Origin of the sequence: Bradyrhizobium sp. AZCC 1721, from assembly GCF_036924715.1 — a bacterium.
In the GTDB taxonomy this organism is placed as follows: domain Bacteria; phylum Pseudomonadota; class Alphaproteobacteria; order Rhizobiales; family Xanthobacteraceae; genus Bradyrhizobium.
In genome coordinates this window covers 5,920,697-5,943,816 of sequence record NZ_JAZHSB010000001.1, presented here as the reverse complement: position 1 = coordinate 5,943,816, position 23,120 = coordinate 5,920,697, and the positions used below count along the sequence as shown (strand labels likewise).

Below are 23,120 nucleotides of genomic sequence, written 5' to 3'. Positions count from 1 at the left end.
CAATATTCCAAATGCGATCACCATAGTTTGCCAGTGGTCTTTGATCCCAACGTTCGCAAACCTGGTTCCGAATGGAATGCGAATGTTGGGATCGGACCACTAGAACAGCGGTATTCCCAAAACGGCTTTGCCGATGAACTCGCGCAGCACATCGCCCGTCGGCGCCATGACGGCGCCTGCATGTGCATCGCGGAACAATCGCTCGATGGCCAGATGCTTGGAAAATGCAGCGCCTCCGCACGCCCGCATCGCCGCCGAGGTGACGGCGATGGCGACATCACCCGCCGCCGCCTTGCTCTCCAGCACACGCAGCATAGTGGTGTCTCGGGGGCGCTCAAGATGATCAACGAGATCGTCGATGCGCGCTGCAAGCCCATCGGTGTCGATCTGCATCGTTGCAAGCTGTGCGCGGAGCGTCGGCAGGCTCTCGCCGAGCGTCTGGCCCAAATGCTCGAAGCGAGCGCCGTTGAGATGTGCTGCCGTCCCCGACACCGCAGCCCGGCAAAGACCAAGCGCGACCGCCGATGTTCCGAGGTTGAATAGCGGAAGCACGACCTCCAGCATCGCCTTGAATCCGGCGCCGTCGTCCGTGAGCTGGAGATCGGCTTCAATCTTGCAATCATCGAGCATCATCGGCGCGGAAGCGTTGGCGCGCATCCCGAGACCATCCCACGGGCCGGCAACCGACAGTCCGGCCGTGTCACTGGCGACAAGATAAATGGTCGAATCCGTTGGGCTCTGCCCTTCAGGCGCGATCGCCGAGACGACGTAGCTTTGTGCGTGACCGGCGCTTGTCACCCATGATTTCTTGGCCGTGAGGTGCACGTTGGCGGCGTTGCGCTTCGCTCGCGAAACGGGCGCCCAGAAGTGGCTGCGCGATCCGGCTTCGCTGAATGCCAGGGTAGTTAGGTGTTTTCCGGCTGAAATATCCTTTAGCGTCTGCGCAACCGTGGCACCCGGACGGGCCGCCGCGATCGTTGCGGTAGCGCTCATGTGCATCAAATAAACCATCGCGGCGGACGCGTCCGCTTCTGCGAGCGTCGCAACGACGGCAGCGAACGTCCGCGGTCCCAGGGCCGACCCGCCGACCTCGGTGGGCAGCATGACCCCCAGCAATCCGGCCGAACCGAGCGCTGCGATTGCCTCGGACGAAAATCGAGCTTCCTTGTCGTTTTGCCTGGCCGCCGGTGCGAGAATGCGATCGGCGATTTCTTTGGCATTCGAAACTGCGGTCTCGTGATTCATGGCGACCCTCGACGCTTAGGTGTTGCGTACCAAAGTTCGAAAATATCGCATCCGCTACCCTTGCGACCAATGCTACGCCACGCGCACCATCGGATCAACACGACTGGCTTGGGGCATGGCAAGCCCTTGCCGTGCCAGCAGCGAGTACGGGCCGCGGTTATTACGTTCTTCAAGGCCATCTTGTTACACCACCTGAAATCTTTTTTTGACGTCGCCGAAACCTTGGCGGCGCTTGCCCGCTGTTGCGGAGAACTTGCCCGTTGTCGGAGAGAACGCTACCAATGACCGGCAACCGGGTGACGAGGCTTGTCTGGTGATGGCAGTCAATGAGGGCGGGGTCCCGCCCATCCTCGCGCAAAAGCACTATGCGCAGCCGTCCGCCTTCACGCCGGAAAATCTGCTGCGCGAAGCGCGCAGGCAAAAGCGGATTATTGACGCCGGCATCCCGAACATCTGCATCCTCGATCCGGACGGCGACATCGTGCGCAGCCTGCTCGCCCGTGGCGAGGCCCGGCTTGAAGCGGGATGGGCCTGCTATCACACGCAGCTCTACAGCTTCAGTCGCGACGGGATTGAGTTCGGAATTGTCGGCTGCGCCGTCGGCGCCTCGTACGCGGTGCTGATCGCCGAGGAATTGTTCGCATCGGGCTGCAAGCTCCTGATCAGCGTCACGTCCTCCGGGCAGATCGTGCCGACGCGCCCGCCGCCTTATTTCATCATCATCGAACGCGCGCTGCGCGACGAAGGCACCAGCTATCACTACATGGCGCCGTCCGACTATTCGGATGCGGATGCCGGATTGATCGCGGCGCTCGACGGCGCATTCGGTGGATTTCCCGTGCCGGTGCTCACAGGCGCGACCTGGACAACCGACGCGCCGTTCCGCGAGACCCAGCCGGCGATCGACGCCATGGTCAAAAGGAATCTGATGGCAGTCGAAATGGAAGCAGCCGCGCTCTATGCGTTCGCACAAGTCAGGCAAAAGCCCGTCCTGTGCTTCGCACATGTGACAAATCAAATGGGGCGCGTCGACGGGGATTTTGAAAAGGGCGAAGCAGACGGCAGCGATGACGCGCTGCAGTTGATCGCGATCGCCGCCGATCGCCTGCGGTCACGGCTGCCATGAGCGTCGCGGCGATCGGGATTGTATGCAAGGCGCCGCTGCCCGGCCGCTCAAAGACGCGACTTGCGACGGTCATTGGCGACGTTGCCGCTTCCGAGCTGTCCGCCTGCTTTTTGCGCGACGTGGCCGCGGCAATCGAGGCGGTCCCTGAGGCGCTCGGCAGGCGCGGCTACGGCATCTACGCGCCGGCGGGCACCGAAGACGTCATGCGGCAACTGCTTCCGGCAGGGTTCGGACTGTTGCTACAGGCTGGCGACGATTTGGGGCATGTGTTGTTGGGCGCGACGCGCGCGTTCCTGGGCGCCGGACATGACTGTGTCCTGCTCGTCAATGGCGACAGCCCGACGCTGCCAATCCATTTGCTGGTACAGGCTATTGAGGCCGTGCGCGCGCCCGGAGACCGGATGGTGCTTGGGCCAGCAAGCGACGGTGGCTACTATCTCATCGGCTTGAAGCACCCGCACAAGCACCTGTTTACGCAGATCGCATGGGGAACGGAAACCGTGGCTCGCAGTACTTGCGAGCGCGCCGCCGAAATCGGGCTCGCTACGACCCTGCTACCGGAATGGTACGATGTCGACGATATCGAAACCTTGCGGTGGCTGCGGGACGAGCTAGCCGGGCATTCGACCCGCTTTCGCGGCGGCGGATTTGCCGCGGCGAGCCGGGCCTTTTTGAAGGACGCGCCGCAGGTAAGCCAATGAAGTCCATGCCAGGAGCGATCGCCGGTCAATTCGGTCGACTGATGCGTTCCGACCACAAGATGTCTCCACTTTTCCTGTTGGCCGGCATCGGAGTTGTCTTGTGCGGTCTTACCCTGGTGACTCCTTATGCCTTCGAGGCGGCTGGCGACAATGCCTTCATTGCTCTGAGCATCCTTGCAGGTCTGCTGACGATCGTAGCGACAGGTCTGGCGGAACGTTCGCCAACTGGTCGCGCACTATGGCTTATCGTTGGACTTGGGATCGCGCTGAGAGCTTATGTGCTGCTGTTCGATCCCCTTCTGTCCAGCGACGTCTATCGCTACGTCTGGGATGGCAGGATTCAGGCCGCAGGCATCAATCCTTATCGCTTCATGCCAGCCGATGAGTCGCTGGCGTTTCTGCGCGACAGGATGGTCTTTCCTCACATCAACCGGGCTGATACCGCCGTAACCATCTATCCTCCCGTGGCGCAATTCTTCTTCCTCATTGTCACGCGGATCGGCGAGAGCGTGACGACGATGCGTCTCGCGCTGCTGGCGTGCGAGTCCGTCACGGTGATACTGATCGTGGTCCTGCTGCGGCGTATGGACCGCCCGGTGACGCGCGTAGTTGCCTATCTCTGGCATCCGCTGCCTGTGTGGGAGATTGCCAACAACGGCCATGTCGACGCGCTGATGGTTGCGCTGATGCTGCTGGGCCTGTGGATTGCCCTGACCGGCCACGCTCTCCGCGGAGCCGTCGTGATCGCGTTTTCGGTGCTGGTGAAGCCCTATGCGGCGCCGGTGCTGGCCGGGATCTGGCGCCCTTGGGACGTTAAGATGCCGCTCGTCGTGATCGCTACCGTCGCGCTTTGCTATCTTCCCTATCTGTCGGTCGGCTCGGGAGTTCTCGGATTCCTGACCAAAGGCTATCTGACAGAACAGGGGATCAGTGGCGGCAACGATCTCTGGCTGTTGTCACTTTGGCGCCTTGTGTTTGGCTATCATGAAGGTGATGTTGCCGCCTACGTTGCACTGGCCGCGCTGGCTCTTTGGTTCACGGGGCTCTCCGTGGCCCGCAGCTCTCATCACAGCATCGCATTCCGTCTTGCCGACATCAACATGCTGTTACTTCTCACGCTTCTGTTGTTGTCGCCCAACTATCCCTGGCATTTTCTCATTATAATGCCGTTTGTCGCCCTGTGTGGATCGGCGCCTACCTGGGCCGTTTCGATCGGAGCGCTGTTGCTGTCCGAACAGCTCGATTGGGATTTCTACATTCCGAGAATTGTGAGCAAATCAATTCTGTTCGGAGGTCTTTTCCTGGCTTGCGCCTTTACGGCGTGGAGGGCCCGCATGCAGCGGACTGCAGATTCCGGGGCATCGCAATGAACATTTCCGGCGAAGTGCAGGGCACTGGCGCGCCGTTCGATCCGCGCCGCTATCACGAGACGGTCACGGGCGAGCGCACCGAGGTTGCCCAGCGTCCGCCGGTCTGCGCTTATCTGGAAGTGACCAACCGCTGCAATCTGCTGTGCACCACCTGTCCTCGCACCTACGAGGAGCTCGAGCCGCCGGCAGACATGAGCTGGGATTTGTTCACGTCGATTGTCGACCAGCTTCCCGATCTGGCGCGCGTGGTTCTGCACGGCGTTGGCGAGCCGATGCTGGTCCCGAACCTGCCGCGAATGGTCAAATACCTGAAAGAGCGCGGCGTTTACGTCTTGTTCAACACCAATGGAACGGTCCTCAGTGAGCGCAACGGCCGTGCTCTGATTGACGCCGGGCTTGATGAGCTGCGTGTATCGCTCGACGCGTCAAACCGCGAGAGCTTCAAGGCGATCCGTGGCAGGGATTATTTCGGTCGGATTGTCCGCAATGTTCGCGCCTTTCGCGAGCTACAGGAGCGGGAGGGGTTCGCAAGGCCGCAAGTTTCCGTTTGGCTCACCGGCCTGAAAGAGACTGTCGAGCAACTGCCTGCATTTGTGAAAGTTGCGGCGGAGATCGGTGTCAAAGAGGTTTATCTGCAACGGCTCGTATTCTTCACTGAATCCGCCATTGGCATGGCGCGACCGGATCAGGCCCTGTTCGAGCGCCTGACGCAGGCAGAAGCGGCCTACTTGAAAGAAGCGGAGGATCTGGCGCATTCCCTCGGCGTGACCTTCAGCGCGTCGGGCGCCGCAACCGAGCCGGGACTGAGCCTAAAGGGCAGTGGTGACGGTTCGCCGTGGTCGCTCTGCCGACGGCCGTGGTCGTTGATGTATTTCACGGCCAATGGCCGCGCCTTGCCATGCTGCATCGCGCCATTTTCGCAACATGGCTACGAGAACTACACGCTTGGCCATGCAGGGCAGCAGTCCTTACACGACATCTGGAACGGGTCCGCGTATCGGGAGTTTCGTGCGGCCCTGCTATCGGACAAGCCGCCTAAGAGCTGCTCCAATTGCGGCCTGCGCTGGAGCCTGTGAAAGAGGTGACCCATGGGATCGGCGGGAAGCGGCCCGTGTTGTGTCAACCGCCAGTCGTTTCGGCGATCATTCCATGCCTCGACGAGGAAACGGCAATCGGCCAGGTCGTAGCTGCAGTGCTGGCACAGAACGTGAGTGAAGTCGTCGTTGTCGACGGCGGCTCGCGGGACCGCACGGCCGAGCGGGCCCGGGCCGCCGGAGCTCGCGTGATTGCCGAGCCGCGACGTGGCTACGGTCGCGCCATCCAGGCAGGCATCGCCGCTGTGCGCGACGACGCCGACATTCTGGTCTTTCTCGACGGTGACGGCAGTGATCCTGCAGAGCGCATCTCAGATCTTGTATCGCCGATCATGGCTGGGCAGGCCATCTTCGTTGTCGGCTCGCGCGTTCGCGGTTCACGCGAATCCGGCAGCCTGGCGCCGCAGCAGCTCCTCGCGGCCCATGTCGCCAGGCTGCTCCTGCGCGTCGTCTATGGCGTAGGCTTCACCGACCTGTCGCCGTTTCGCGCCATCCGGCGGGATGAGCTCAGACATCTCGGTATGAAGGAGGAGACGTATGGCTGGAACCTGGAAATGCTGATGCGGGTTGCGGCCGCTCGCTTGCCGGCACTCGAGATCGCCGTGGGGCAGCGGCGCCGGATCGGTGGGGTATCGAAGGTCTCCGGCAATCTCATTGCCGGCATCAAGGCAGCTTGGTCGATTTCGACGACATTTGTTCGCCTCGCAATTGAGCTGCGACACCAAAGGGGTCCGGGAGAGAGGCATGGCTAGATCAGCGAGTGCCGGCACCCCGACAAGCAACGATGTCCCGGGGGGCTTTTCGATCCCGTGGCTCCGGTGGCGAAAACACCGCCAGGTATCCGCCGTCGCCTGCGAGCTGATGTGTGGCGACCTCGCGATAGCCAATGGCGGTCAGTTCGCAACGCAACAGCTCGATCGGCGTGCCATGCTCCGACGTCGGACGCTCGAGGTCGACAATTCCGACCCGCGCGCCCGACCTCAAGGCGGGCGCCAGATTGTAGAGCAAGGCGTAGGGCTGAGCTATTTCGTGATACATGTGCACGAGGATGGCAGCGTCGAGCGAGGAGCCGGGAAGGCGCGGGTCGTGTGGTTTGCCCAGCGCGAATGTGACATTTGTCAGCCTCAGGCGTTGCGTTCGCCTGGCGAGCGCGATGAGGTAACTTCGCGTGACGTCCTGGGCGATGACGGCGCCGGTGGGACCGACGAGACCGGAGAGACGCACCGTGTGGTAGCCGCTGCCTGCACCAATGTCGGCGACGGTCATGCCTGGCTTGAGTTCAAGAAGGCGGGCGATCTCACCCGCCTCATTCAGGGAATCGCGGTGCTGCTCGGAGGCACGGCCTGGGCTGACGATCTGCGCAACCGGGCGCTGAGGCGCGGGAAACTCCTTTGCAGGGACACCCGGCGGAGCAAGATAGCCAATGTCAGCGGCATGTCCGCAACTTGCGCCTAGGCCTAGGCCCACAAGAAGCGTCACCGCGCGGGCCAGTGCTATCATGCTCGTCTCCCCACGTAGAACGACAACGACTAACCGGCGATGTTGAAGAACCAGCCAATAGGTCCCTTCCCATCGCGCACGGTAGGGATTTTGCGGCGCAACCAGGCATCAAGGCCGAGACTGCGGCCGGCGCCCTCGACCACAAACAGGAACATCAGCATGGCCAGGAACATGTAAGACCACGGCCACTCGGCCGGATCGCCCGGCCGATAAATGCCGAGCCAGAGTTGCAGCGTATAGGCGAGACCCAGCACGCCGACAAATCGTACCGCAAGCCCGAGGATCATCGAAGTGGCGAACGCAAGCTCGGCAAGAAAAACAATTGGCCCAAAGAAATTCATGTTGGGCAACACGATATCCTTCACGAAGGCGCCGTGAAACTCGAACGCCGCGCGGGTCGTTTCCTGTTCGGTCCAGTATTGCAGGCCGCCGGACACGGGCAGCGGGAGTTTCCACAACATGCCCTCGAACCACATGCAGCCGATCAGGACCCGGACCAGCCAGATTCCAAGATGTCGGCCGGTGCGTTGCGCCGGATCCTCCCGCCAATTCTGGAAGGCCACCGCAATGCCGGCGAGCAGCAGCGCCCAGAACAGCGCCAGGATCAGAAAGCGCCAGTTTCCGAGCTGAAGATAGTCGCCGGTGGTCGCGGTCAGGAACTGCCAGACATCGGTAAATGGATTCTTGGGCATGGGCGCGTGCTCCAATGAATTGAATAGTTGCTCTGCCTATCGGCCAGTTGGCGCACCGCCGCGTGGGCGTCGAGGGCGCCTACCAGGTTATTACGCAGTAGAACGCGTGGTTATTACGCAGAAGGCCCGTTAAAAACTTAGATAGCGCCCGTACCTCGCCCGGGAAGGCTTCCTGTCTTTCCCCGCGCAAGAGACCGCGTTGTGCGGTGATTGCGAAGCCAGCCTGATCTTGCTGGTGGGCCCGGCAGGACTCGAACCTGCAACCAGACCGTTATGAGCGGTCTGGATCAGCAGGGCGCGCTTGTTTTCTCGGGGTTTTTTACGTCGACAATTTGCGATCTTCTGCGTTCGTTCACGTTCATGCGGGACCCAACCGGGACCCCGACAGGACCCGAAGAACAAAGGAGAAGAGCTGATTCAGTTATATGAGATCACCCGCCATGCCTATGCGTTACCGCCAATGCTCTGAATCTACTTCCGTCTTCGGCAGCATAGCGGACGTGGCTGGACTTGCTATTGCCGCGACCCGGTCGCGATTGACCCCCTTCGGACATCGAACGCGTCGCTTGGCGCCGATCCACGACGAGCGAAAGGGCGGCGTAGATGAAGAGCGTCGCGACGTTGCCCGACCAGAAGTTGCGGATCCGGAACAGCCGGAGCGACAGGATCGGGGTGTGCACCGTCCGCTGCCGGAGGAGGAAGAGCAGGAAGAGAAGGATGCCGCCGGATTCGCGGCAATCCATCGCCCCGAAGGCCGACGGGGCGGATCAGAAGGAGATTTCGGGGGGCAGGTTGGCGACGTCACCGGCCTCGACGACGTAGATGACCGCCGTGTCGTTCGTCACCCGGATCTGGAGGCGCGCAGCGAAGACCGACCAGCGGCTGATGACCAGCCGCTTCACGGTGCTGCCGTCGAGGCGTTGGCGTTGCCGATCGGCGCCGAACCACCAACCCGAGTAGCGGATCTTCACTTCTGCGCCCGCAGGCTTCTGGAACCATGCTGTCGTGGTGACGTTCCAGAATGTCTCCAGCGTGCGCCAGTCTCCGGAACGGACGAACTTCTCTCGGACCGGCATGATCACGCACCCTTCCTATGGTCCGGGGGTGACGCTCAGGCTCAGCGAGTAGTGCGCATTCCCGGCGTTGCCGCCGGACGCGATGAAGTCGAGGGTCGACTCGGTTGCGGCCGTGGTGATCGTGTGCTTCGCGATGAAGTCGTCGCGGTCGTACCAGTGGTCGCCGTCATTCTCGAACAGGCTCAACTCTCGTGATCCGCTGAACAGGAACTCGTCGTCGAGATCCTTGGTCTGACCTTGCGTCATGTTGGGAAGGGAGCGCTTAGTCCCGTTGAAGGTCACGTACAGCTCATCCGTGAACGTCTCGGCCTGCTGGTTGCAGGTGATCGATCTGAGGCGGAGAACGGCAGACTGCGGTGCGGGGTCGACGCTCACGCTCAGCGTGTAGCGCGCCCCGAGAGCGTTTCCGCTTCCCGTGAACTCGAGCGTCCTATCGGCTGGTGAGTCGTCGATCGTGTGCCGACCGATGAAGTCGTCGCGGTCGTACCAATGGTCGCCGTCGTTCTCGAACAGGCTCAGCTGTCGCTCCCCTTCGAAGGAGAACTCGTCGCTGAGCGGCTTGGTCTCACCGCGCGTCATGTTCGGCAACGACCGCTTCGTCCCGTTGAACGTCACGTACAGCTCATCGGTGAAGGTCTCCGCCTGGCCGAGGCACGTGATCGATTGGAGCCGGAGAATCGCCATGCGCGTACCTCAGTCCTCTTCGTCGCCGCAGACCTTGCCGACGGTCCAGCCGACGAGGCCGCCGATCAGCATTCCTCCGGACCCACCGGTGAGCAGCGCGCCGATGAGCATGCCGAACAACCCCATCGCGGGGGCGACGGTGCTGTTCCGCGCCGAGTAGCTCGTGCCGATCATCGTGGAGCCCAGATCGCTCGCCTCTGGGTCGTCCAGGGACTCACGATGGAGCCCCTCGAGGATCGCCGAGCCCTTCTCGGGCGACTGTTTCCCGACTTCGACCTGGAACACGACGAGGCTTACCTGTTCCAAGCGCTTCACGTCGGCGTCGGTGAGCAGATGATCGCGTTGCATGCGCCTGAGCCCGAGATCGATCGCACGATGTCGGTCCCCCTTGGCGTCCTCGATCGTGCGTCGGGCCTCTTGCTCGATGATGGAGGCCAGATCGCCCGGACCGATCCCCCACGTGAGGAATGCCCGCTGCAGCTCAGCGGATCCGAACGCATCGACGTTGAGAGTGCTCATGACGACCTCTCATTCTGAGGAATGATTCTCGTCGGATGATCGCGCAGTGAGCCGGGGCGTGCGGCCGACCTGTCTGCGCTGAGCCTGAGTATCCTTCGGGTCGGTGACGGATGCAAGAGGCCCACGGGCCACGTCGCCGGGTGGGATGCGAACCCTTGTCGAACGCGTCACAGGGATCACATCTGTCGACAAAGCCCCTCATCGACGCGGGTCAGGACTCCCGCGTTCGACCGGACGCGAACGTGCGCACCCCCTACTCCCGCGGTGAGCAGGGCGAGTGCGAACAGCAGCGTGCCGAGCACGTCGGTTCCCGTTCGGCCAGACCCGATCCTTCGAGCGGCAGATCGGCGATGGCGACGACCAGAAGAACAGCTGATTCCGTCATATGCGCCATGCCTATGCACTACCGCCAATGCTCTGAATCTACTTCCGTCCTCGGCGGCATAGCGGACATGGCTGGACTTGCTATTGCTGCGACCCGGTCGCGAATGACCCGGAACGGAGTTCGAATACTGCGGAGCGCGGGACCGACCTTCGCTTCGACACACCGATCTGCAGTCACTCCGTCACCTGGTTCGCTGGGACCTCAGGGCTGCGGCCGCCGCGTGCTCGATCGCTGTTTTCGGTATGCTTGCTCTGGCCGGCAATACCAGCTGTGGCGGCGAGTGAATCCGCCCGATGAAGCGGATCGACGAACTATGGCTTTGGACGAATAACCTTGAGTTGAGCGGTCATTAGCTACCACCTCCGCACATTTTGGATTTGCCACCGCGCGTGCATCGGAATATTGTCGTTGCGAGCTGCTCAACAACACGAGATGGCCGAATCTCGAACATATACGGCAGCCTGAATGCCTTCGGCGGGCTCTCACTCCATCGCACGCGACATCCTTTTGGCCGAGTGCAAGCGTCATGTGGCGCGTGCCTCCGTGCGCGCCATCAAATATTGGCGAAATGGAGGATGACATGAGGATCGCGTCCATCGAGCGATTTCTTTGGGGATCGGCTCATTGTTCTTCCTGGTGAGGGGGGACGATCATGAGCACCACTAATTACAATTGGACTCCAGAGCATCCGCGGTTCGTCACTGACCTCAATGGGGACGGGCGCGCTGACATTGTCGGGATTGGTCCGGATTGCATCTGGTCATCCTTGAGCCAGGGCGGTCTTGGGTTCGGCGAGCCTACGTTTGGTTTAGTCGGATTCACGGCAAATGAAGGGTGGCGAGTTGGAGATCATCCTCGGCTCGTCATTGATCTCAACGGAGACGGGCGCGCCGACGTCATTGGCTTTGGCGATGCCGGCGTTTGGGTGGCGCTCGGCAACGGCGACGGCAGCTTCCAGCCGGCGCAATTCGTCCTCAATGAGTTGGGCTTCAACCAAGGTTGGAATGCCGATTTCCCGCGCTTCCTTGCTGATCTGACGGCTGATGGTCGTCCGGACATCATCGGTTTCGGTATGGATGGAATCTGGACTGCGCTGAACAATGGTGACGGGACCTTCCAGCCGGCCAGGCTTGTTTCGGCCGACTTCAGGTTTACTGTAGGTTGGAGAGTCGCCAATCATCCGCGCTTCGTCGCGGACCTGACCGGAGACGGTCGCGCCGACGTCATTGGCTTTGGTGATGACGGCGTTTGGGTGGCGCTCGGCAACGGCGACGGCAGCTTCCAGCCGGCGCAATTCGTCCTCAATGAGTTGGGCTTCAACCAAGGTTGGAATGCCGATTTCCCGCGCTTCCTTGCTGATCTGACGGCTGATGGTCGTCCGGACATCATCGGTTTCGGCATGGATGGAATCTGGACTGCGCTGAACAATGGTGACGGGACCTTCCAGCCGGCCAGGCTTGTTTCGGCCGACTTCAGGTTTACTGTAGGTTGGAGAGTCGCCAATCATCCGCGCTTCGTCGCGGACCTGACCGGAGACGGTCGCGCCGACGTCATTGGCTTTGGTGATGACGGCGTTTGGGTGGCGCTCGGCAACGGCGACGGCAGCTTCCAGCCGGCGCAATTCGTACTAGCAAACCTCGGTGTCAATTTCGGATGGCGAGTTGACGATCATCCGCGTTTTCTTGCCGACGTGGATGGGGATGGAAAGCCGGACATTGTCGGTTTCGGCGACGCCGGAGTCTGGGTGTCTCGGAACATTGGGGAGGGCGCGTTTGCGGAGGCGGCGTTTGTGCTCGCAGACTTTGGGCGCCGCTCCAATCACGATGCGATTATCCGAAGAGAGATCATCAGGGACCAGCGCGCGCGTGAGAAGATCAAGCACTTGTTCTTGCTGACCTTCGAGAACCGATCGTTCGATCACTTGTTCGGCTTCGCTGAGCTGAGTGGCAGGGACGCGGCAACGGGGCAGCCTGCGACAGCGGACGGCCTCAAGGGCACCGAGTTCAACTGTTTCCAGGGACAGCGCTTTTTCGTGGAGCGTGGCGCCTCTGACGTTATCGCTGACCCTGGACACAACTTCCTGCACGTTCTCGAGCAGCTGTGCGGGCCACCTGCGACGTACCCGAGCGGCGGCCCGTATCCGGATATCAACAACACAGGATTCCTGTCTCAGTTCGATCGTCGAACCAACGGCAAGCGGAACCGGAGCATCATGCGCTGCTTTGATCCGAATCATTTGCCCGTGCTGACGACCCTGGCCCGCGAGTTTGCCGTGTGCGATCGGTGGTTCTGCTCAATGCCGGGACCCACCGAGCCCAACCGATTTTTCTTCAGCGCAGCGACGAGCGGAAAATACGACGACTCTCCGAGCGGCACGGATATCGGATTTGGCAGCGTCATACCGGTGGAAGGCGGCGTCGAGTTCGAAGGTGGCCAAATCTTTGACGCCCTCGATGACGCAGACATCGAGTTCGCCATTGTGGCTTTTGACGATTATCCCGTTGTGGGCGAGCTCGAAGGCGTCAGTAATTGGCTGGACGTTGAAGACGAATGGGAAGACTTTCTGGAGGATCTTAATGACCCCGACTTCGACGCCCGATTCATACACATTGAGCCGGGCTACTTCCCGTCATTGAGCGACATTACGGCAGCCGATTTCAGCCACGGCAATTCGCAACACCCCAGAGGAGGCGTTGCTCCTGGCGAGCGACTGATCAAGAAAGTCTATGAGGCTATTCGAAACTCGCCTCATTGGAATTCCAGCATGCTGATCATCACCTACGATGAGCATGGAGGCTTTTACGACCATGTTGCGCCCCCTGCCGCTGAACCAACTGGCTCAACGGGTAAGCACCACGGCTTCAAGTTCGATCAGCTGGGGCCACGAGTGCCCGCGGTCGTGGTGTCGCCATGGATACCGAAGGGAACCATCGAACACCGGCTTCTGGAGCACTCATCTGTGATCAAGACTCTGATGGACCTATTCGATGTCCCACGACTTCAGCACTGCCGCGATCTGCGCAAAATTTGCGGAGTGTCGCATCTTGCGAGTTTGTCTCAGCCTCGAACGGATACGCCCGCTCGGCTGCCTGACTCGGTCGTAAGTGACGTGCCTGAGGTCGCGGATGGTGAAGTCGCGAGGGAGTTACCGCCTTCGGATGCCGGCGAGCGCCTTGACAGTATGCTCGCGACAACACTCCAAGTGGCGGCAATACAGCACATGCGTCTCGAGCCTGAACGGAAGGACGAAATCGTGGAGCGAGTTCGAGCAATCCAAACGCTGGAGCAAGCGCAGGCATATTTGAGGGAAGTCTCCGACAAGATCAGAGCAGCAAGGCAAGCCGCCCGCCCGGCAGATTTATAGTTTCGCGCCTAGATTGCTCGAATGCTGCGAGTGCGGACGGCTGGCTTGGCTGCCTGGGCGCCGACTAGACGCTTGGTGGTCTCCTTCTTGCGAGTGATCGCGCCCGACGCTTCCTTCATGTAATCGGGATGGTGATGACCGTAGGTGTCGATCAGAACCTTCACCGACATGCCGAGATAACCAGCCGCTTCCCATGGGGCAGTGCCCAGCTGCATGAGCCAGGTCGCTGCCGTATGGCGCAGCGTGTGCGGCGTGACGTTGCCGTCCGAGAGGTCGAGCTTCGCCACCTCCACCGCCCGCGCGAAGCCGTTCTTCACCGACTTGACGCCAGCCCCCTGCCACTCGACGAAGTAGTTGGCGATGATCTTCTTGTCGTACCAGCGCCGCATGTGGACCAGCAGACGGTCCGGCAGCGGCACCGTGGGCTGTTCGTAGCGCGCCGGCCGATCGCCAGACGGTGATAGAGGCCGCTCAAGAGGCACGTGACAGCTTGCCCGCAACCAATGCATCAAGTCCGGCAGCGGGCTCTGTCGGGAAACCAAGCAAAATCAGCGGTTCTTGATCGAGACCATGCACGCTTGTACAGGTTTTGCCTGCAATCGCGCCGAAGAGCCTGCTGCTGGGTGGGGCCATGGGCGCTTAACGAATTGCGCGACGATGCAATCGTGCCGCTGATTTGCCCGACGTGTCAAAATGTTTTCGCAGGATTCGCTCAAGGCATCCATGCCCGCGACCACCTGCTACTTTGCATGGGGTTGTTTTCGATATTTTAGTTGGGAGCGCAGCGCGGTCCGCCCTTCGCCGCTCCAGTCCGTCTTCGCTTTCGCTTTGCTCAAGGTACGCCGGACACCACGCTTCGACCTTCGGCCCCGCGTGGCTGCACCACGCGTAGCCCGAAGGTGTGGGGACACTTTGAAAACGACTCGGCTAAGTGCTTGAGTTTGCTGATTCCTGCATTTTGAAAACGACTCGATCTTGACCTTAAGAACGACTCGATCAGCGGCGCTTTCGTTTTTGAAAACGACTCGATCCTGCAAGTCGTTCGAGACGCTGCGGAATTCGCCCCGTTTTTTGTGTCGGCGGGCGCTCGGTCCGGCAGCTTCGGCTCAGTCGCTGATAGTCCTGGTTCAGGACGAAGTTGAAAGCCGTATTCGCACGATGTTGCCGGCGATCGCACGATCGAATTCGCTCCGGCTCGCCAGGGTCAACCGAAGGCGCGTCAGGGCTACTCGTAGATGCTGGCCGCATGCAGCAGTCGAGCAAGGACGGCGTAAGGCATGCTTTCCCGCTCATGCCCGTCCAGGAGGCGGCTTTGGCCAAGGGGGCTCGGCCCTTGATGGTCTCGCAGCACAGCTGCGAAAGCTTCGAGATATTGGTCCAGCGTAACCTGCTCCCATTCCTCCGGATGCGCCAGCAAGTGCTCGCGGAGACTCTCCACATAAGCGGAGAGCTCGGACGCATTCGAGGGAGCGGCATCGATAAGCCGGTGACTCATGTCAGCACCCATCTCTTCTGCGTACCCTGACCGATTGGCCAACTAACTAACTCTCTACTCTCCGAGACCGAGACCGCCGGCGAATACGCCCTCATCTGGTCCCGCTGACCGGCCAAAGACGCCCCCCTCCACCGAGCGGGGCGTCTCCCCTGCTAATCGCTATCAGCTTGCGGGATTGCGCGCCGTGACGATCCACGTCGCGCTGTCGATCATCACCGACCGCTCGCCGGGGCGGCCTGCGAAGGCGGCACGAACCGCGGCCGAGGCGCGGGCGCGGATGTCGTCGGGCTGATCAGCGAGCGCGCGCGACAGCGGGCCGACCTCGAACGTCATCTGCACCGCGTCGTCGATCGCCGCGTCCCGCGTCGCGCCCTCGCCAAACGGGACGGAAGCATCGAAGGGCGCGATAGCGATATCGGTGAAGCCTGCCGCCGTCAGGATGCGAGCCACCCGCCCCCGGTCGCCGAACGAGAATGGGCCGGGCGCTTCGGGATCGGGCGGCGCCGTCGGCGGGACGATGCCTTTGATCGCGCCCATCGGCAGGCGCACCCAATCGTTCTCGGCCGCGCCACGCCAGCAGACGAAAGCGACCCGCCCGCCCGGCTGGAGCGCGCGGCGCATATGGGCGAACGCCCCTGTCGGATCGGCGAAGAACATCACCCCGAAACGCGAGAACAGGATGTCGAACGCCCCCTCGGGCAGCTCGGCGCTGCTGGCGTCGGCCACCCGGAACAGGACCGGCGTATCCTGTGGCGCAAGCGCGCGCGCTCGGGCGATCAGCGGTTCGGATATGTCCACGCCCAGCACTTGGCCCCGCGCGCCGACGCGGGCGGCCAGAGCCAGACTCGACGCGCCCGCGCCGCAGCCGACGTCCAGCACGCGCTCGCCCGCCGCGGGCGCGGCGGCTTCGATCGCGGCCTGGCCGAACACCGCCAGCCTGGCGTCGAGCCGGGCCTGGTGGGCGACCCAGCGCTCCCCGCTTTGGCCATTCCAGTCGGCGACCCTATCGGCATTGTGCTGTGCCATGGCATATCCTTGTTCTGGTTCGTTCTTAACTAAGCTGTCCGATGCCAAAGCGCGCTTCGTCTCCAGCGATCCCGCCTCCAGCTACCCGGTGATAGCTCGCGGCAAGGAAGCCGGTGCTGGTTTATCAGAAGGTCCAGCAGGCGGCAGCGGCGGAATAGTCAGAGCCAGCGGCGAACCTCGGCCTTGTAGCGGCGGTAGTCGTCGCCGAACTTCGCTTCGAGATAGCGCTCCTCGCGGGCGATCACCTGCGTCTGGATCGCGATCAGCACCAACGGGAGCAAGGCGAAGGCGATCGGCCCGTCGAAGCCGATCGCAAGGCCGGCATAGATAAGCGCCATGCCGAGATACATGGGATTGCGGGTCCACCGATAAGGGCCGGTCGTTGCGATGAGGGTCGTTGACTGCGACGGCGGAACGTTGGTGCCCAGCCGCCGGAACAGCCCCGCCGCCGCAAGCATCATCGCCGCGCCGGCAACGAACAGCAGCGCGCCCGTCGCGACCAGCAACCGCCAGTCGATGCCGAAAGAGCGCAGGGTGACGAACCGCTCCGCCGCCAGCCCCAACAGCAGCGCTCCCAGATAGACGAAGGGCGGAGGGAAGCGCACACCCGCGCTGTCCGGTTCGACGGCCATGCTCATCTCCAATCTGTGCTCTCAAACCACCATCGACTGCTGGGCGAAGATACCCGCCATCGCGCCCTGCGATGATGCCTGGGTGACCGAGGGCAAGAAGGGCGTGGTGAGGTCGCCGGCGGCGTAGATGCCGGGCATGCTGGTTTGGCGGCGCTCGTCGACCTTGAGGGCGATGCCGACGGGCGTATCGACCGTGGCGAGGCCCAGTGATTCATGCAGACTTGCGGACGGCTTGTTGCGCGGATTGGCGAACAGGATGTCGACCGCGACATTGCGGCCGGTATCGAGCTTGACGGTGGCGTTATGGCCCCCGTGATGGGCGATCTCGGTGATCCGGCGATCGACGACAGGTATGTTGCGGCGCGCCAGATCGGCCCGGATATCGGGTGGAATGTCGTGACCATCGGCGAAGAGCGTCAGCTTGTCGGTCCAATCGTGGAACAGCCTGACCTGATTGTGCGACTGCGGGCCGGACCAGACGAGGCCCCAATGCTGGCCGGCGACTTCAAAACCGTCGCAATAGGGGCAGGGCACGATGGACGTGCCCCAGCTTTCGGCAAAGCCCGGAATATCAGGCATCTGGTCGGCGACGCCATAGCTCAGGATCAGGCGCCGCGCCCCAAGGCTTTCGCCATCGCCAGTGAGGACCGAGAAATCGTCGATGGCGCCGGAGACACTTTCGGCCCGGGCACTGACCAGCCTGATCGTGGGATAACGCGCCAGCTGCTGCCGCGCCTCGGCCAGGATGTCCAGCGGCGGCTTGTGATCGTGGCCGAGCAGGCCATGCGAGTGGCCAGCGAAGCGGTTGCGCGGCAGGCCGGTATCGAGAACGGTGACCTTGCGGCGGGCACGGCCGAGCTGCAGAGCGCCGGCGAGACCGGCAAAGCTGCCGCCGATGATGATGACGTCATCCATGGTGATGGGCTCCGTTTGGAGGACAGGTGAAACCTACCCATTGGCTTGCACATTTCAGAGACTAGATGGTATCGTAATTCAAGAATTAGGATACTGTCAAGTACTGGAATTGTCGTGACCGAAAATAGCCAGGGCCGGCGCGGCCGGCCCGCCAACCAGGCGCTTGGCCAAACGATACTCGACGCCGCGTGCGAACTCTTTGTGGAATTGGGTTTTCAAGCGACGACATTGGACAAGGTCGCCCAGCGGGCGAAGATATCCAAGCTCAGCATCTATCGGCACTTCGAGAACAAGGAGGCGCTGTTCAGCGCGGCCATCGCGGCCGGCTGCCATCAGTTGTTTGCACCACAGGCCCTTCTTGAAGGCGTCGACGGTTCGGTCGAAGATCAGCTCATGGCGGTGGGATCATCACTGCTTCGCACGCTGTTGAGATCAGACGTCCGCAGTGTCGAAGCCATGATCATGGCCGACAAGACGAATCAAAAGTCGTTAAGCAAGCTCCATTACGAAGCCGGCCCCGCCCATGTCATCGCCCAAATCGAGGCCCTGTTGCGTCAGTTGCACGCGAAGGCGGTTCTGAACGTGCCCGATCCTCTCCGGTCCGCCCGCTTGTTTGCCGCGCTTTTCAAAGGATCCGATCTCCTGATTATCGCACGCTTCGATGAGGCGAGAGCAGAGGACGACAACGAAATCGAATCCTATTGCCGGTCGGCCGTCGCCATGTTCATCGCCGCGCACGGTGGCAACGACCACGTGGGCGGATATTTGCCTGCCCCAAGGTCAAAAGACAAAATTTGAATCGTGCGTGACCGATGTTGTCAAAATAACCGAGACCGGTTTGAAAATCATGGAGGCTGAAGAGCTTTCGATTGGCGACAAGATCGCGGAAAAATACGCTTGTTGAACTATCGGTTGCGATACCAGTCCGCACGATGATTCCCGCGCGCCCACCCGCTCTTGTCAGTTGGGAAGAAAAGGGGCGTCCGGTCAATCGGCGGCACCCATCTTCCTTGGAGATGCAGCGGACAGCCCTCGACGAGAAAAGACCCCCCTCACTTTTTTCGGGTCGCAAATTCGGCGAAAAAATCGAGGAGAAATTTGACAGGCGTTTCAGGGAGATCTGAGATCGATTCGTTTTCAAAACGAAATCGAGTCGTTCTTAAAGCGGAAATAGAGTCGTTTTCAAAGTGTCCGCATAAGCCATTGATTTGCTGGTGGGCCCGGCAGGACTCGAACCTGCAACCAGACCGTTATGAGCGGCCGGCTCTAACCATTGAGCTACAGGCCCCGCCGCGGAGCGGCCGCGGGGGAGGCGGCCGGCAACGGTGCCGCCATCATTTACAGGCATGACAGCGATACGGCAATGCCGACCTTGTGGGCCGAAAACGCGCTTTCACAAGCGCTCGCGCTTGCCTACAACCTTCCGTGCATCATCGTCACCGAACGTTTGAGGCCAACAATGAAACTCGCTGGGATTGCCTGCGCCGGCCTGCTGCTGCTTGCGGGCAGCGCCGGAGCACAGGAGGGAGGCAAGGCCATTACCAGAACCACGATCAGCCTGGGAACCGCAACGCCGGGCGGCGGCTTTCCGGTTTATGGCGATGCATTTGCAGAAGTGATGCATGCGGCCGATCCGGCGCTGTCGATCGAGCCGCGCAACACCAAGGGCTCCAACGAAAACATCCCGCTGCTGGAAGCCGGCCAGCTCGATATCGCGCTGGTGGCGGGGGAGCCAGCCTACGAAGCCTTCATGGGCATCGGCCGGTCGGCGACGAAGCTGAAAATCCTGACCGCGATGTATTCCAGCCCCGGCATGTTCGTGGTGCGGGCGGACAGTCCTTACAAGACGATCAGGGATCTGGTCGGCCAGCCGATTGCCTTCGGCGCCAAGGGCTCGGGCCTGCCGATCCTGTCGCGTTATATCCTCGACGGCATCGGGCTGAAGCAGGACGAGGACTTCAAGTCGATCTATCTCGACCGCGCCGGTGACGGCCCCGCCATGGTCCAGGACGGTCGCGCCGCCGCGCTGTGGGGCGCGGGCGTCGGCTGGCCCGGCTTTGCGGCGATGGCGCAAGCTCCCGGCGGCGCGCGATTTATCGCACCCGACGCCGGCGAGATCGCGCGCGTCCGTGCCAAGCACACGTTCCTCAAACCGCTGACGGTGCCCGCCAACAGTTATCCGAACCAGCCGACCGCGATCGATTCCATAGGCTCCTGGAGCTTTGTGCTGGCGCGTGAAAGCCTGCCCGACGAGGTCGCCTACAGGTTGGCGCGCGCGCTTCATGGGCAGGAGGCCGCGCTCTGCAAGAAGCTGCCGCAGGCCTGTGAGACCACGGCCGCGAACACGGTTGCGGCGGCGCCGAACGCGGGACTGATTCATCCCGGCGTGATGAAGTATTTTCGCGAAGTCGGACTGGCGAAGTAGAGCGCGTCTATTTCCACTCGTCGTCCCTGCGAACGCAATGCGAACGCAGGGACCCATAACCACCAATGCCCGTTGTTACGTCAGGTGGCGGCTCCAGCCTTCGCAACAACGCGACCCTGGGATTATGGGTCCCTGCTTTCGCACTAGGGCATCTACACGTCTTGGGGACGCGACAGATTGACTCGGGGCGGCATGATGTGCGTTCGCCGCAGCGTTTTGTATGATTCTCTCTCTGGCGCTTTGATTCGAAGGAGCGCCAGAGATGCAGCAGGAACCGGATTTGTCCCTGGGTAAGTTTGGAGACGTTCGCCTCGATAAAAGGGGGCGGCGCTTCTCCGGGCTATGCTTTGCACGCGCAGTGTCTGTTTGCGCCAGATGGCGCAGGGCAACTGGGCCGCGAACATGGCGTTCTGGCGGTTTGTGAACAATCCGCAAGTCACGATCGACAAGCTGATTGAAGGCTGGAGCCTGCAGACGTCGATGGCGGTCAGCGGGCGTCATGTGCTGTCGATCCAGGACACCAGCGAGATCAACTTCCACACTCGTCCGGGACATCGGCGCGACTTGGGCAAGGTCGGCAAAGGCAATGCTCGCGGCGTGCTGCTGCATGCCATGATGGCGGTCGATGCCGATAGCGGGGTCTGTCTCGGGCTCACCGGCGGTGAGGTGTGGACGCGCAAGCGCAAGGCCAGGATCGCTCACGAGAAGCGCGCCTTGGCCGACAAGGAATCGGCGCGCTGGGTGACGACGGCTAAGCAAGGCTGCGAGGTTCTGGTCGCTGCTCGTATGATCACCGTCGTCAACGACCGCGAGGGGGATTTCTTTGCTCACTGGTCGCTGACACCCGCTGACAATGTCCACCTCCTGTCGCGCGCCATGCACGACCATGCGCTGGTCGATGGCGGCACGCTTTATCAGGCGGTCGCGCGGGCCCGCTTCTGCGACAAGGCGGTGATCGATCTACCAAAGCGAATGGATCGCCACGGTCGCCAGGCCCACCTCTCCATGCGCCTGGGAACCGTTGTGCTCAAACGACCGCAGCGCCCCGGCGTGAAAGACCTGCCACAGGGCGTCAAAGTCAGCTTCGTGGAGGTCGTCGAGTTGCACCCCCCGAAGAGCGCCAAGCCCATTCATTGGTTGCTCCTGACCACTCATCCGGTCGTCACCGCCGCCGATGCCTGGCGGATCGTCTCCTGGTACAAGCAGCGCTGGATCATCGAACAGCTCTTTCGCTCGCTGAAGAGCCAGGGTCTGCGCATCGAGGATAGTCAGCTCGACAGCGCTGAAGGCCTGATCAAACTCGTGGCGATCGCCACCAGAGTAGCATGTATCGTCATCCAGCTCGTTCAAGCCCGCAATGGCGGCGAACAATTGCAGGTCGAATTTGTGTTCACGCCGGACGAGATCGAAGCGCTCAAGGCCATCAACAAAACCCTGAAAGGCCGCACCGAGCTCCAGAAGAACCACCATCGCCCCAACACTGTCGCCTGGGCGGCATGGATCATCGCAAAGCTCGGCGGATGGACCGGTTACGCCTCTCATCGCCCACCTGGACCAATCACCTTCCACATGGGAATGGCTCGCTTCCAACTCCTCGTATATGGCCCGGCAAGCGTGTAGATGCCCTAGTGCTTTCGCAGGGACGACCAGAGATCACTTCTTCGCCATCGCGCACGCCGGATCGGGCGGGCCGAACGCTTCGTCGCCGGGAATCCTGGCGAGGATCTGATAGTAGTCCCATGGATATTTCGATTCATCCGGCTTCTTGACCTGCACCAGCCACAGGTCGTGGATCATCAGATTGTCCTCGCGCAGTTTGCCGTTGCGGGAGAAGAAATCCTCGATCGGCTTTTCGCGCATCTTCGCCGCTACCTTCAGCGGCTCGTCGGTGCCGGCTTCCTTGATGGCGTTGAGATAGCTCATGACCGATGAATAGACGCCGGCCTGCCACATCGTCGGCATCCGGTTCATCTTGGCGAAGTAGCGCTTCGACCATTCGCGGGTCTTGTCGTCCATGTCCCAATAGAACGACGTCGTCAGCAACAGCCCCTGCGCTGCCGGTAACCCAAGCGAATGGATGTCGGTGATCAATGCGAGCAGCGCGGCCATCTGCTGGCCGCCCTTGAACACGCCGAACTCCGCGCCGGTCTTGATCTCGTTCATGTTGTTCGGAGGACCGGCGGCAATGCCGATGATCTTGGCTTTCGAGGCCTGGGCCTGCAGCACGAAGGATGACAGATCAGGCGTGGCAAGCGGCGGGCGCACCGAGCCCAGCACCTTGCCGCCATTGGCCGTGACCACGGTGGAAGCGTCGCGCTCCAGCGAGTGACCGAACGCATAGTCGTCGGTGATGAAGAACCAGCTATCGCCGCCGCGCTTCACCACCGCCTGCGCGGTGCCGACCGCCAGCGCGCGGGTATCGAACACCCATTGTATCGCGTGCGGCGAGCAGAACTTGCCGTGGAAGTCTGCGGTGCCGGTCGAGTGCACGATCAACAGCTTCTTCTTCTCGTTGGTGATGTTCTGCACCGCAAGCCCGACCGCGGAAACCGGAACGTCGAGGATCACGTCGACCTGATCCACGTCATACCAGCGCCGCGCGATGCCGCCGCCGATATCCGGCTTCAACTGGTGATCGCCGACGATGATGCTGATCGGCTTGCCCAGGACCTTGCCGCCGAAATCGTCGATCGCCATCTGCGCGGCAGTGACCGAGCCCTGGCCGGTCGCCGTTGCCGCCGGGCCGTTCATGTCGGTGAGAACGCCGAGCTTGACGACGTCGTCCGAGATTTGAGCGAGCGCCGCGGTTGACGCCAGCAGCGCGGCCATGAGCACGGCAAGCCTGGATAGTTTCCTGGCGAACATCCTGTC

The 23,120-nt window shown here is 61.7% G+C and carries 22 protein-coding genes and 1 tRNA gene; 9 read left to right on the top strand and 14 right to left on the bottom strand.

What is annotated here, in order from left to right; all coding sequences use genetic code 11:
- Positions 1-99: 99 nt before the first annotated feature.
- Positions 100-1,245 carry an acyl-CoA dehydrogenase family protein gene (locus tag V1273_RS28380; RefSeq protein WP_334364675.1) on the bottom strand — a complete coding sequence of 382 codons (1,146 nt, stop codon included), beginning with the start codon at positions 1,243-1,245 and terminating at the stop codon, positions 100-102.
- 316 nt (positions 1,246-1,561) lie between these two features.
- Between V1273_RS28380 and V1273_RS28375 the strand changes: the two genes are divergently transcribed.
- Genes V1273_RS28375 through V1273_RS28355 form a run of 5 tightly spaced genes read left to right on the top strand, consistent with a single transcriptional unit; the run spans position 1,562 to position 6,288 of the window.
- Positions 1,562-2,371 carry a nucleoside phosphorylase gene (locus V1273_RS28375; protein WP_334384146.1) on the top strand — a complete coding sequence of 270 codons (810 nt, stop codon included), beginning with the start codon at positions 1,562-1,564 and terminating at the stop codon, positions 2,369-2,371.
- Positions 2,368-3,072, top strand: coding sequence for a TIGR04282 family arsenosugar biosynthesis glycosyltransferase (locus tag V1273_RS28370; protein ID WP_334380685.1), 705 nt, complete (start codon positions 2,368-2,370; stop codon positions 3,070-3,072). Before V1273_RS28375 ends, V1273_RS28370 begins: the two co-directional genes overlap by 4 nt.
- On the top strand, positions 3,069-4,442 hold the full coding sequence (locus V1273_RS28365) for a glycosyltransferase 87 family protein (RefSeq protein WP_334364673.1): 1,374 nt from the start codon (positions 3,069-3,071) through the stop codon (positions 4,440-4,442). The genes V1273_RS28370 and V1273_RS28365 overlap by 4 nt, the downstream gene beginning before the upstream one ends.
- Entirely contained in the window at positions 4,439-5,518 is a 1,080-nt protein-coding gene (locus V1273_RS28360; protein ID WP_334411608.1) for a radical SAM protein, read from the top strand. Before V1273_RS28365 ends, V1273_RS28360 begins: the two co-directional genes overlap by 4 nt.
- Positions 5,515-6,288, top strand: a complete 774-nt coding sequence (locus V1273_RS28355; RefSeq protein WP_334411607.1) for a glycosyltransferase family 2 protein — start codon at positions 5,515-5,517, stop codon at positions 6,286-6,288. The genes V1273_RS28360 and V1273_RS28355 overlap by 4 nt, the downstream gene beginning before the upstream one ends.
- Before the next feature lies 1 nt (position 6,289).
- On the opposite strand, the gene V1273_RS28350 is transcribed toward V1273_RS28355, so the two are convergent.
- The 6 genes from V1273_RS28350 to V1273_RS28325 form a co-directional block, all read right to left on the bottom strand.
- Entirely contained in the window at positions 6,290-7,036 is a 747-nt protein-coding gene (locus tag V1273_RS28350; RefSeq protein WP_334411606.1) for a class I SAM-dependent methyltransferase, read from the bottom strand.
- Between the two features lie 29 nt (positions 7,037-7,065).
- A complete protein-coding gene (locus V1273_RS28345; protein WP_334411605.1) occupies positions 7,066-7,728 on the bottom strand; it encodes a DoxX family protein in 663 nt (220 codons plus the stop codon).
- 431 nt (positions 7,729-8,159) lie between these two features.
- Entirely contained in the window at positions 8,160-8,471 is a 312-nt protein-coding gene (locus V1273_RS28340; RefSeq protein ID WP_334411604.1) for a hypothetical protein, read from the bottom strand.
- 24 nt (positions 8,472-8,495) lie between these two features.
- Positions 8,496-8,810, bottom strand: coding sequence for a hypothetical protein (locus V1273_RS28335; protein WP_334411603.1), 315 nt, complete (start codon positions 8,808-8,810; stop codon positions 8,496-8,498).
- Between the two features lie 9 nt (positions 8,811-8,819).
- A complete protein-coding gene (locus V1273_RS28330) occupies positions 8,820-9,488 on the bottom strand; it encodes a hypothetical protein (RefSeq protein WP_334411602.1) in 669 nt (222 codons plus the stop codon).
- A gap of 9 nt (positions 9,489-9,497) precedes the next feature.
- Positions 9,498-10,007, bottom strand: a complete 510-nt coding sequence (locus V1273_RS28325) for a hypothetical protein (protein WP_334411601.1) — start codon at positions 10,005-10,007, stop codon at positions 9,498-9,500.
- 1,037 nt (positions 10,008-11,044) lie between these two features.
- Between V1273_RS28325 and V1273_RS28320 the strand changes: the two genes are divergently transcribed.
- Positions 11,045-13,756, top strand: a complete 2,712-nt coding sequence (locus V1273_RS28320; RefSeq protein ID WP_334411600.1) for an alkaline phosphatase family protein — start codon at positions 11,045-11,047, stop codon at positions 13,754-13,756.
- 8 nt (positions 13,757-13,764) lie between these two features.
- On the opposite strand, the gene V1273_RS28315 is transcribed toward V1273_RS28320, so the two are convergent.
- The 5 genes from V1273_RS28315 to V1273_RS28300 all read right to left on the bottom strand — a co-directional run bounded on the left by V1273_RS28315 (position 13,765) and on the right by V1273_RS28300 (position 17,824).
- Positions 13,765-14,175, bottom strand: a complete 411-nt coding sequence (locus tag V1273_RS28315) for a hypothetical protein (protein ID WP_334411599.1) — start codon at positions 14,173-14,175, stop codon at positions 13,765-13,767.
- Between the two features lie 806 nt (positions 14,176-14,981).
- A complete protein-coding gene (locus V1273_RS34140) occupies positions 14,982-15,251 on the bottom strand; it encodes a DUF7660 family protein (RefSeq protein WP_247383583.1) in 270 nt (89 codons plus the stop codon).
- A 162-nt stretch (positions 15,252-15,413) separates the two neighbouring features.
- Entirely contained in the window at positions 15,414-16,277 is an 864-nt protein-coding gene (locus V1273_RS28310) for a class I SAM-dependent methyltransferase (RefSeq protein ID WP_334411598.1), read from the bottom strand.
- Positions 16,278-16,435: 158 nt separating this feature from the next.
- Positions 16,436-16,909 (bottom strand): methyltransferase family protein, encoded by a 474-nt coding sequence (locus tag V1273_RS28305; protein ID WP_334364659.1) that lies wholly within the window; start codon positions 16,907-16,909, stop codon positions 16,436-16,438.
- 21 nt (positions 16,910-16,930) lie between these two features.
- Positions 16,931-17,824: an NAD(P)/FAD-dependent oxidoreductase gene (locus V1273_RS28300; RefSeq protein WP_334411597.1), complete on the bottom strand. Its 894-nt coding sequence runs from the start codon at positions 17,822-17,824 to the stop codon at positions 16,931-16,933.
- Between the two features lie 114 nt (positions 17,825-17,938).
- On the opposite strand from V1273_RS28300, the gene V1273_RS28295 reads away from it, so the two are divergent.
- Positions 17,939-18,622 (top strand): TetR/AcrR family transcriptional regulator, encoded by a 684-nt coding sequence (locus V1273_RS28295; protein ID WP_334411596.1) that lies wholly within the window; start codon positions 17,939-17,941, stop codon positions 18,620-18,622.
- A gap of 414 nt (positions 18,623-19,036) precedes the next feature.
- On the opposite strand, the gene V1273_RS28290 is transcribed toward V1273_RS28295, so the two are convergent.
- A tRNA-Ile gene (locus V1273_RS28290) sits at positions 19,037-19,112 on the bottom strand.
- Positions 19,113-19,283: 171 nt separating this feature from the next.
- Between V1273_RS28290 and V1273_RS28285 the strand changes: the two genes are divergently transcribed.
- On the top strand, positions 19,284-20,249 hold the full coding sequence (locus V1273_RS28285) for a TAXI family TRAP transporter solute-binding subunit (RefSeq protein WP_334380696.1): 966 nt from the start codon (positions 19,284-19,286) through the stop codon (positions 20,247-20,249).
- A 375-nt stretch (positions 20,250-20,624) separates the two neighbouring features.
- The gene (locus V1273_RS28280; protein WP_334368994.1) at positions 20,625-21,869 is read left to right on the top strand and encodes an IS4 family transposase; all 1,245 of its coding nucleotides are present in this window, start codon (positions 20,625-20,627) and stop codon (positions 21,867-21,869) included.
- A gap of 33 nt (positions 21,870-21,902) precedes the next feature.
- On the opposite strand, the gene V1273_RS28275 is transcribed toward V1273_RS28280, so the two are convergent.
- Positions 21,903-23,114 carry an ABC transporter substrate-binding protein gene (locus V1273_RS28275; RefSeq protein WP_334364608.1) on the bottom strand — a complete coding sequence of 404 codons (1,212 nt, stop codon included), beginning with the start codon at positions 23,112-23,114 and terminating at the stop codon, positions 21,903-21,905.
- Between the last annotated feature and the right edge of the window lie 6 nt (positions 23,115-23,120).